This window comes from Phenylobacterium sp. (assembly GCF_031412415.1).
Lineage (GTDB): Bacteria > Pseudomonadota > Alphaproteobacteria > Caulobacterales > Caulobacteraceae > Phenylobacterium.
Genome location: NZ_JANOCX010000355.1, coordinates 1 through 9,456, shown reverse-complemented (window position 1 = coordinate 9,456; position 9,456 = coordinate 1). Strand labels below are relative to the sequence as shown.

The 9,456-nt window shown below is 68.1% G+C and carries 11 protein-coding genes; 5 read left to right on the top strand and 6 right to left on the bottom strand.

Annotated elements, in window-relative coordinates; translation table 11 throughout:
- The 4 genes from RMO04_RS17070 to RMO04_RS17055 all read right to left on the bottom strand — a co-directional run.
- A partial coding sequence (locus RMO04_RS17070; RefSeq protein ID WP_309645968.1) for an ABC transporter permease occupies positions 1–1,759 on the bottom strand: 1,759 nt, incomplete at its 3' end.
- Positions 1,749–2,423, bottom strand: coding sequence for an ABC transporter ATP-binding protein (locus RMO04_RS17065; protein ID WP_309645967.1), 675 nt, complete (start codon positions 2,421–2,423; stop codon positions 1,749–1,751). The genes RMO04_RS17070 and RMO04_RS17065, both read right to left, overlap by 11 nt.
- Before the next feature lie 10 nt (positions 2,424–2,433).
- Positions 2,434–3,201, bottom strand: coding sequence for an acyl-CoA thioesterase domain-containing protein (locus RMO04_RS17060; protein WP_309645966.1), 768 nt, complete (start codon positions 3,199–3,201; stop codon positions 2,434–2,436).
- Positions 3,202–3,277: 76 nt separating this feature from the next.
- Positions 3,278–3,688, bottom strand: coding sequence for a globin (locus RMO04_RS17055; RefSeq protein ID WP_309645965.1), 411 nt, complete (start codon positions 3,686–3,688; stop codon positions 3,278–3,280).
- A gap of 70 nt (positions 3,689–3,758) precedes the next feature.
- Between RMO04_RS17055 and RMO04_RS17050 the strand changes: the two genes are divergently transcribed.
- The gene (locus RMO04_RS17050; RefSeq protein WP_309645964.1) at positions 3,759–5,870 is read left to right on the top strand and encodes a prolyl oligopeptidase family serine peptidase; all 2,112 of its coding nucleotides are present in this window, start codon (positions 3,759–3,761) and stop codon (positions 5,868–5,870) included.
- Here RMO04_RS17050 and RMO04_RS17045 read toward each other — a convergent pair.
- Positions 5,848–6,318, bottom strand: coding sequence for a helix-turn-helix domain-containing protein (locus tag RMO04_RS17045; RefSeq protein ID WP_309645963.1), 471 nt, complete (start codon positions 6,316–6,318; stop codon positions 5,848–5,850). The two genes, RMO04_RS17050 and RMO04_RS17045, sit on opposite strands and share 23 nt — an antisense overlap.
- Positions 6,319–6,413: 95 nt before the next feature.
- Here RMO04_RS17045 and RMO04_RS17040 point away from each other — a divergent pair, with 95 nt between their 5' ends.
- The 4 genes from RMO04_RS17040 to RMO04_RS17025 all read left to right on the top strand — a co-directional run bounded on the left by RMO04_RS17040 (position 6,414) and on the right by RMO04_RS17025 (position 8,625).
- Entirely contained in the window at positions 6,414–7,142 is a 729-nt protein-coding gene (locus RMO04_RS17040) for an SDR family NAD(P)-dependent oxidoreductase (protein WP_309645962.1), read from the top strand.
- A gap of 10 nt (positions 7,143–7,152) precedes the next feature.
- Entirely contained in the window at positions 7,153–7,755 is a 603-nt protein-coding gene (locus RMO04_RS17035; protein ID WP_309645961.1) for a 2-hydroxychromene-2-carboxylate isomerase, read from the top strand.
- A 340-nt stretch (positions 7,756–8,095) separates the two neighbouring features.
- Complete coding sequence (locus RMO04_RS17030; RefSeq protein ID WP_309645960.1) at positions 8,096–8,311, top strand: hypothetical protein; 216 nt, start codon at positions 8,096–8,098, stop codon at positions 8,309–8,311.
- Positions 8,312–8,352: 41 nt separating this feature from the next.
- Positions 8,353–8,625, top strand: coding sequence for a hypothetical protein (locus RMO04_RS17025; protein WP_309645959.1), 273 nt, complete (start codon positions 8,353–8,355; stop codon positions 8,623–8,625).
- Here RMO04_RS17025 and RMO04_RS17020 read toward each other — a convergent pair.
- Entirely contained in the window at positions 8,622–9,200 is a 579-nt protein-coding gene (locus RMO04_RS17020) for a pyridoxamine 5'-phosphate oxidase family protein (protein ID WP_309645958.1), read from the bottom strand. The two genes, RMO04_RS17025 and RMO04_RS17020, sit on opposite strands and share 4 nt — an antisense overlap.
- Positions 9,201–9,456: the final 256 nt, after the last annotated feature.

Below are 9,456 nucleotides of genomic sequence, written 5' to 3'. Positions count from 1 at the left end.
GCATCTTCATGCCCGGCGCATCGTCAGCCATGGGCCGGGCCACCAGCATCAGCGGCGGCTGGTCGGGCTTGAGCCGCAGGCTGGAGTTCTTCAGGAAGACGATGCTGGCCACCCCTGGCGTCCGCGCTAGGGCGGCCTGGGTCGCCGGATCAAATCCGCCCCCGGCGGTCTCGGCGCGGATGTAGAGATCATCGGCCAGGACCTGGCCCAGCCAGTCGTCCACCGAGCCCCGAAAACTGGAGACCATCACCGCCATGGCGACCATCAGACTGGTGCTGGCGACGATGCCGCACAGGGCGACAGCCGCCTGTGACGGCGCGCCCCATAGGCGCTTGAACGCCAGGTCGGCCGCCGCGCCCGCCACGCCGATCCGGCGCAGGGGGCCAAGCAGGGTCCGCGCGATCCAGGGCATGGCCGCGACTCCGCCCGCCAGCAGCAGGGCCATCGACGCGTAGCCCAGCAGGGGCACGCCGCCGATCGCCGGGGCGAACGCCGCCGCCGACCCGGCCGCCAGCAAGGCGATCGAGGGCCAGACCTTGGGCGCGACGCGGGGATCGACGGAGTCGCCGACGTTCTTCAAGGCCACCGCGGGTTGCGCCCTGGCGGCCTCCCGCGCGGGGATCAGGCTGCCGCCCATGGCGGTGAGCAGGCCCAGGATCAGGAACAGCAGCGCCGCGCCCGGCGCGAAGGCCAGCTGCGGCTTCACCCCGCCGAAATAGCCGCCGCCGAGATCACCGCCCAAGAGCGCCAAGGCGCCCGCCGCCAGGCCAAGGCCAAGCCCTAGGCCCGCCACGCCGCCTACGACTCCGACCACCGCGCCCTCGGCCAGGACTTGGCCCAGCAAGGCCCGGCGACGCACGCCCAGAACCCGCAACAGGGCGAACTGGGACCGCCGCCGCGCCACGGCCAAGGACTGCGCCGAATAGACCAGGAACCCCCCGGTCAGCAGGGCCATCAGGGCCAGCATGTCCAGATTGACGCGATAGGCGCGGCTGAGCGCGTCGCTGCGCCGCGCCTCGCTCTCGCGGCTGACGAGCTGGGCGTCGGCCGGCAGGATCTCGGCGATGGCCGCCCGGACTCGCCCGACATCGGCGCCTTCATCGAGACGCAGATCGATCCGCTGCAGCTTGCCGAGTTGCCCGAACCGCCACTGGGCGGCGGCGATGTCCATGACGGCGATCTGCTGGCCGTCCGCCACGCCAGGCAGGATCCCGGACACCGTCAGCGTCACGGCCCGGCCGGCGGCGGTGACCTCGAGCCTGTGGCCCGGCGCGACGCCGAGACGCTCGGTAGCTGCTTGCGACAGCATGACGGCGCTGTCGTCGAAGGCAGCCTCCCCTGTGGGCCCCTGCGGCTGTTCGGCGTTGCTGGGACGCCCCATCAGGCTGGGCGTCACATAGGCGGCGCGCAGGATGTCCAGGCCGATCAGGGTCAGGTCTTCGTCCTTTGCGCTGGCCCGCAGCTCGACGACCGGACTGGCGGCCGCCACGCCGGGAAGGCGGGCCAGGGTCGGATAGAGCCCCTCGTTGAACCCGCTGGGCGAGGCGCCGCGCACCTGAAGCTCGGCGTCGCCGTTGACGGTCGAAACTGCGCGGGAAAACTCGTTGAGCGCCGAGGCGTTGACCAGGTGCACCGCGAGCCCGAGCGCCACGCCCACCGCGATAGCCACCGCCGCTGTGACAACGCGCATCGGGTGCGCCCGCCATTCGCCCAGGATCATCCAGCGCGCGGCGAGAGCCAGGGGTCGATCAGCCGCCATGGCGCTCGACCAGACCCGTGCGGGTCAGGGTCAGGATGCGGTCGGCGGCGCGGGCGGCGACGTCGGAGTGGGTGACCAGCAGGGCCGCGGCGCCTGACTGGTGCACCTGCTCAGCGAACAGCGACAGCACCCGGTCGGCGGTCTCGGGATCGAGATTGCCGGTGGGTTCGTCGGCCAGGATCAGGGCGGGCCGGTGGATCAGGGCGCGGGCGATGGCGACCCGCTGCATCTCGCCGCCCGAAAGCTGATGGGGGAAGTCCCCGCCCCGACCCGGCAGGCCGACAGCGTCCAGCATCTCACCGGCTCGCGCCAGCGACGCGGCGCCCGGCGCGCGCTGCAACACCAGCGGCAGGGCCACGTTCTGCGCCAGGGTCAGGTGGGGCAGGATGTGGAAGGCCTGAAACACGAAGCCGATCCGATCGCGGCGCACGGCCGTGCGGGCGTCGTCGTCCAGGCTCTCCAGGCCAACCCCGTCGATGGCGACCTGTCCCGCGTCGGCGAGGTCCAGGCCCGCGATCAGGTTCAGCAGGGTGGACTTGCCCACCCCAGATTCCCCCATCACCGCCACGAACTCACCGGCCGCAAGCTCCAGGTTCAGGCCCTGGAACAGCACTCTCCCGCCGGGAACCGACTTGGTCAGGGACCGCAGGGAGAGGATCGCCATCAGCGTTGCCTCAACCCGCCTTGGGCGGGGCGGCGGGAGGCGGCCCCGCCGTTCGCTTCTGGGCCAAGGCCGCGCAGGAGGCGAAGCCGATGGAGCCATCCTCGTCATAGAGGCGGCACTCGCCGACCGCCACGCCATCGGTGGCGTCGTGATAGGCGCTTTCGAAGCCGATCCACTCGGTGCGCGGCATGCGGTGCAGATAGACCGTGACGTCCGAATTGATGAAGGCCAGGCCCTGCTCGGAGGCGTGGGCGGCGGGGCTGGCGAAGTCGGCGGCCACGGCGACGCGCTGGAACGGCGTCAGGGGTTCGCCCTCGACTATGTCGCGGACCTCGCTCATCCACATGCGGCGCTGACCGCCCTGGCCAAAGCCGCCGCTGATCGGTCGCGTCGACCACATGCGACCCATGGGGCCCGCGCCCGGATCCGGCGCCGGGATGTCAGCGGGCTTGGGAACGTCCCACTCCGGCGCCTTCCAGACCTTGCCCTCGGGGTTCTCCGTGCGGCGCAGGAACTGGCAGCTCGCCTTGGCCATGCTGACGCCGCCGGAGATGAACTCCGCCTCGGCGACGCGGATGCGGCCGCCCTCGCGGATGAGCTTCGTGGTCACCTCGATGGGGTCGAAGCCGGGCAGCCGGTACATGTCGACCGTCAGGCGGGCCGGCAGGAAATCCGGGTCGCCGTGCCGGCGTTCAAGCTCGAAGCCCAGCAGGCCGACGATGACCCGACCGTGCAGGGAGTTGGGATTCCACGGGCCTCGGCCGGCGGGGGTTGGCACGTAAAATGCGCCGTCTCGTTTGAAAAAGGGTTCGTTTGTCATGGCGCGGGACCATGACGGATTCCCTTGTCCGGAACTAGACCGCAGCCTCGCGATGGATGGCGGCGTCGAGGCCTGCGAGCATCTCATCCCAGGCGGCGGCCACCGGCGGCGTCCAATCGCTCCCGAGCAACTCGCGCAGCGTCTCCATCACCGTGCGGAAGAAGGTGACGAACACCTTGGGCGGAACACCCAGGTTCTCGTGATTGACGATCTCGGCGCGGATCATGTTGGCGCCGAACGCGCCCGCGCCGGAGAAGTCCAGCAGGGTCTGGAAGACCACGGCCAGCATCTCGCCCCGGGCGGCGCCGGTCTTGTCGCCGACGAAGAGCTCAGCCATCTCAGGGCTTTGCGCGAACAGCCGCTCATAGACCGCCTGGGTCGGATCGCCGTGGCGCTCGGCGACCTCTTCCAGGCTCCAGGCGATCAGGTTTGTTTCGTCGGTCATGATTTGCGCGGTTCGATCTGCTCAGCCTAAGGTCCCGGCTCGCGAAATTCAGCCTTGGGATTCATCGTCGATGCGTTTCTCGTTCCTTGGAAAGCTGGCCACAGGCGCCATCTTGTCCGGCATGACCGCTTTCCCCGCCGTAGCCCTTCCCGACCCCAGCGACCCCTATGTCTACATGGAGGAGATCGAGGGGGCGAGGGCCAGGGCCTTCGCCCGCGCCGAGAACGACCGCTCCCTGCCGCTGCTCCAGAACGACGCCCGCTATTCCAAGCTCTATGCCGACGCTCTCGCCATCGCCACGGCCAAGGATCGCATCCCAGTGGTCGGCTTCGCGGGTGACGGCTCCCTGCGCAACTACTGGCAGGACGCCGAGCATGTCCGCGGGATCTGGCGCGCGACGGACCTCGACAGCTACCGGAACGGCAAGCCCACCTGGCGCACGATCCTCGACCTCGACGCCCTGTCCAAGACCGAGGGCAAGAACTGGGTCTGGAAGGGCTCGACCTGCCTGGCGCCCGACGACGCCATCTGCCTGATCTCACTGTCGGACGGCGGCAAGGACGCCGTGGAGGTCCGCGAGTTCGACGCCCGGACAGGGCAGTTCGTGAAGGACGGGTTCTTCCTGCCGCAGGGCAAGCACAGGATGACCTGGGTCGACGCCGACACCCTGGCCGTCGCCACCGAATGGACCAAGGGCGAGGTCACCACCTCGGGCTATCCCTTCATCATCAAGCTGCTGAAGCGCGGTCAGGCGCTGAGCGCCGCCACCGAAGTCTTCCGCGGCAAGGCCGATGACGGCGGCTATGGCGTCAGCCCGGTCGCCTTCCGCGACGCCGACGGCAAGCTGCAGGCGCTGATCGCCGCCCGGCCTCTCGACACCTTCAACGCCGAGTATCACCTGCTCGACAACGCCGGCGCCCGGAAGCTCGGCGTCCCGCTCCGGTCCTCGCCCCAGGGCCTGATCGACGGCCAACTGCTGCTGACCCTGGAGCAGGACTGGGAGGGTCACGGCAAGACAGGCGACCTGCTGGCCCTGGACCTGGCAGCCCTCAAGACCGCGCCGCAGTCGCCCAAGTCGACCTTGGTCCTGCGACCGACCCAGAGCCAGGCGATCGAACAGATCGCCACAACTCGCAACCGCCTGGTCGTGGCGCTCTACGACAATGTGAAGGGCGGCGTTCTCAGCTTCCAGCACGGCGCCAAGGCCTGGACCTCGACCAAGCTCAGCCTGGCGCAGGACGCCTCGATCGGCATTGTATCGGCCTCCGACCGCGACGACCGACTGCTGCTCAGCATCGCGAGCTTTCTGACGCCAACCGCTCAGGTCCTGGCCGACGCCACGACCGGCACGTCGGAAACCCTGCGCACCCTCCCCGCGCGCTTCGACGCCTCCCGGCACGTGGTCGAGCAACACTGGGCGACCTCGAAGGACGGGACCAAGATCCCCTATTTCGTGGTGCGGCCGAAGGATCTGAAGGCGGACGGGACCGCGCCCACCCTGCTCTACGCCTATGGCGGCTTCCAGGTGTCACAGACGCCGGGCTACGCGGCCTCGGTGGGCAAGCTGTGGCTGGAGCGCGGCGGGGTCTATGTCATCGCCAACATCCGCGGTGGCGGCGAGTTCGGCCCGCGCTGGCACGAGGCGGGGCTGAAGCTGAACCGCATGCGGGTCTATGACGACTTCTTCGCGGTCACCGAGGACCTGATCGCGCGCAAGATCACCAGCCCGAAGAAGCTCGGCATCATGGGCGGCTCCAATGGTGGCCTGCTGATGGGCGTGGCGCTGACCCTGCGGCCTGAGCTGTACAAGGCCGTGGTCATCCAGGTGCCGCTGTTCGACATGATCGGCTACACCCACATTGGCGCCGGCGCCTCCTGGGTCGGCGAGTACGGCGACCCGGCCAATCCGGAAGAGCGCAAGGTGATCGACACCTATTCGCCCTATCAGCTGCTGGCCAAGGGCAAGCCCTATCCGAAGGTGTTCCTGGAGACCTCCACCAAGGACGACCGGGTTCATCCAGCCCACGCCCGTAAGGCCGCGGCGCGGCTGAAGGAGCTGGGCTACGACTACCTCTATTACGAGAACATCGACGGCGGCCACGCCGCGGCGGCCAACCTCAACGAAACGGCCAAGCGCCAAGCGCTGGAATACACCTATCTCAGCCAGCAGCTGATGGACTGACCGCTCCCGGGCCGGCGCGAGTCTCGACGGCTCGCGCCTCCACCGCCTCGCCGCAGGCCGAGCAGGCCTGGACCGGGTGGAAGTCATGGCCGCATGCCTTGTGCCGGTGCAGCAGCGGCGGCCCGGCCTCGCCGGAGTAGTGGCGGTCGCCCCAGTGAACGATGGCCATCACCACCGGATGCAAGTCCAGGCCTTTTTCGGTCAGCCGGTACTCATGGCGCGCCGGGCTGTCCTGATACGGCGCGCGCCGTAGGACCCCCTCCTCCACCAGCAGCTTCAGGCGGTCGGCCACGATAGTGCGGGAGATCCCTAGCCGTGCCTGGAACGCCTCAAAGCGCCTTATGCCCAGGAAGCAGTCGCGCAGGATCAACAGGGTCCACCGGTCGCCGATCACCGCGACGGAGCGCGCGATCGAGCAGGGCTCTTGCGCCAGTTCGTTCCACTTCATCGCGCCATCTCCCGGATTGTCTCAGGGCCACCATTGACGGGGTACAGATTCGATACCATGGTCAGTCCAGAAAATAAACTTATGGGAGATGCGCGATGTCCGGGGTCTGTCTGGTGGTCGGCGCGGGCGATGGAGTGGGCGGGGCGATCGCCAGGGCGTTCGCGGCCGAGGGCCTGGAGGTCTGCATCACGCGGCGGGCGCGCAATCTCGATCAGCTCGAGGCCTTGGCCCAATCCATCCGCGACAGCGGCGGCAAGGCCCGCGCCTTTGGCGTCGACGCGCGAGCGGAGGACGAGATGGTCGCGCTGTTCGAGCAGATCGAACGCGAGGTCGGGCCCTTGGAGGTCGTGGTCTTCAACATTGGAGCCAATGTCCGCTTCGAGTTGACGGAGACCACGGCGCGGGTCTTCCACAAGGTGTGGGAAATGGCCTGTTTCGCGGGGTTCCTGACCGGGCGGGAGGCCGCCAAGGTGATGATCCCGCGCGGCCGGGGCACGATCCTGTTCACCGGCGCCTCGGCCTCGCTGCGGGGACGGCAAGGATTCTCGGCCTTCTCCGCGGCCAAGCAGGCCCTTCGCGCGGTCGCCCAGGCGGCGGCGAAGGAGTTGGGGCCCCAGGGCGTCCACGTGGCCCACATCGTGGTCGACGGCGCCATCGACGGCGTATTCGCCCGCGCCAACATCGCCGACCGTGAAGACCGTCTCGCGCGCGACAACATCCTCAAGCCCGAGGAAATCGCGCAAAACTATGTCTGGCTGCACAAGCAACACCGCTCGGCCTGGACGCACGAACTGGACCTGCGTCCCTGGTCCGAGAGCTGGTGAGGAGACCATCATGGGAAAGACCGTCGAGTTCTTCTTCGATTTCGGCAGCCCCAACGCCTATCTGGCGATGCAGGTCCTGCCCGACATCGCCGCGCGCGCCGGCGCCGAGTTGAAGGTCAGCCCGGCCCTGCTGGGCGGCATCTTCAAGATCACCGGTAACCAGTCGCCGATGACGGCCTTCGGCGCCGTTCAAGGCAAGCTCGCCTATGAGAGCCTGGAAACCCGCCGCTTCGTGGCCAGGCACGGCCTCACCCGGTTCGCGCAGAATCCGCACTTTCCAGTCAACACCCTGCTGATCATGCGCGGCCTCGTCGCCGCCCGCCGGATGGGCGTCGAAACGGCTTACCTAGCGGCGGTGCTCTCCGGTATGTGGGAACAGGGGCTGAAGATGGACGATCCGGAGGTGGTCGCCGGCGTGCTGACGACGGCCGGTCTCGACGCCAAGGCCCTGTTGGAGGCGACCCAGGACCCGGACGTGAAGGCCGAGCTGATGGCCGGGACCGAACGGGCCGCGACCCGTGGGGTTTTCGGCATCCCGACCTTCTTCGTCGGAGACGAGATGTTCTTCGGCAAGGATCGGCTGAGCCAGGTCGAGGAGGAGCTGAACCGATAGCTCCAACTTGCGGAGGCGGTCCCGCAATAGTCTGGAAATACTGCGGCGCCGCAGGGAGACGATGGGGCGACGCTAGTTGAACTTCCGCCAGCGCAAACGTGCTCGCCCACGAGTTATCGCAGACCTGGAACAGCCGAATTCATGCTGGTCTACAGTGCGAGAACCCGTCGATGGACTCGCCGCAGGTCGCGGAAAAACGAGCGGTTTCCAGAATAACGCGGACATTTCGGCCTATTGCCTGTAGATAACTTGTCACACTCGAGATCTGTGGATTCTCGTACCGGCGCCGCGCGCCGGTTGCGGGCGCATTCCAGACCGGCCCCAAGAAGGAGCAGCCCCCATGGCGACCCGTGACGCTTTCATTCGATCCATCTTCACCGTGGCTCGCCACGACGACATGTGGGCCGTGGAACACGAGGGGCAGTACTTCGACCATTCGATCGACAAGGAAGAGGCCAAGGCCGCCGCCAATCGCCGCGCGCGCGCCGCTCAGGACGCCGGCAAGCCTTGCCAGGTCCGGGTGACTGGCGAACACGGCTTCTTCGCCGCCGCCTGATCCATCCACACAAACCCGAGGCCAAGCCTGTGAGCGACACCATGAGCCAAGACGTTCCCCTTCAGCGCCCGGCCTTCGTGGCGCCGAAGTCGATGGCTGAGACCTTCCGCAAGGCCATCGAGGCGGCCGAAGCGGCGGGTACGTCTAGGGAGGATATGACCCTTCGCCTGACCCTCCGCGACGCTTCGAACATCCGTCGCGACAACCGCATCGCGGTCTCGGATCTGAGCTTCGTGGGCGGCGAGATGCGCCTGCTCCAGGTCAAGGTCGTCACGGGCGGCGTCGACGTCAGCATGCTGGACTTGGGCGCCTAACGCCGTCGAGGCGGCACCACGTCGGCGAAGAGCGAAAAGCTCTTCCAGGCCGGCTCCACCGGCGATGCTTCGGCGGTCGGGGTGTAGGGCGATGGCTCCACCGACTGCAGCGACGGAATATAGCGCGGACAGTTCGGGAAGATATCCGTCGGCGTGATGCTGACCACCAGTTGAGCGCCGGCGATCCCGGCCATGCGGGGATCGTCGTCCAGGATGCGCGCGATCCCGTTCACCCGCAGGCGCTGCGGCTTTTCACCCATGCCGATGAACAGCAGTCCGACCTGAGGGTTCGCCGCGATGTTTCCCAGGCTCTTGAACATGCCGTTGCCGTCGTAGTCGGGGAAGATCAGTTCGTCCGGCGCGGTTACCTGCGCGAATCCGGCCGGCCCGCCCTTGAACGAACAGTCGGGCGCCGCCTGCGCGTTCGCCGTGGCCAGGAAGAAATAGGTCTGCGCCGCGATGAAGGCGGTATCGGCTTCGTTGAACGTCGACCGACGCAGGGTCGCCTCCAGACGGTCGGCCAAGGCGCGGCTGCCGAAAGCGTCCTGCATGTCGCGATTGCCCTGATGATACATGCGCCAACTCCCCCAAATCCGGTGAGCAAGCATCCTACCCCCGTTGGCCGCCGGGGCGAACGGCTGTAACTGTCCCGCCGTCTGTGACGGGGATTGTCCATGGAACTCGATGCGGTCGGCGGCGCGGCCACGGGCGGACTCATCGGCGCGGCGATCGAGAAACCAGCGGGCCAAGCGGGCGAGCACTCCGGGATCTGCAGCGACTGTGGGGCGGAGACCTCCGGGCGGTTCTGCCAGAACTGCGGCCAGCCGACCC

Coding starts and splice junctions, on each gene's coding strand:
- RMO04_RS17065 (WP_309645967.1), bottom strand. CDS start 2,423: ATGGCGATCCTCTCCCTGCGGTCCCTGACCAAGTCGGTTCCCGGCGGG.
- RMO04_RS17045 (WP_309645963.1), bottom strand. CDS start 6,318: ATGAAGTGGAACGAACTGGCGCAAGAGCCCTGCTCGATCGCGCGCTCC.
- RMO04_RS17050 (WP_309645964.1), top strand. CDS start 3,759: ATGCGTTTCTCGTTCCTTGGAAAGCTGGCCACAGGCGCCATCTTGTCC.
- RMO04_RS17030 (WP_309645960.1), top strand. CDS start 8,096: ATGGCGACCCGTGACGCTTTCATTCGATCCATCTTCACCGTGGCTCGC.
- RMO04_RS17040 (WP_309645962.1), top strand. CDS start 6,414: ATGTCCGGGGTCTGTCTGGTGGTCGGCGCGGGCGATGGAGTGGGCGGG.
- RMO04_RS17035 (WP_309645961.1), top strand. CDS start 7,153: ATGGGAAAGACCGTCGAGTTCTTCTTCGATTTCGGCAGCCCCAACGCC.
- RMO04_RS17025 (WP_309645959.1), top strand. CDS start 8,353: ATGAGCCAAGACGTTCCCCTTCAGCGCCCGGCCTTCGTGGCGCCGAAG.
- RMO04_RS17055 (WP_309645965.1), bottom strand. CDS start 3,688: ATGACCGACGAAACAAACCTGATCGCCTGGAGCCTGGAAGAGGTCGCC.
- RMO04_RS17020 (WP_309645958.1), bottom strand. CDS start 9,200: ATGTATCATCAGGGCAATCGCGACATGCAGGACGCTTTCGGCAGCCGC.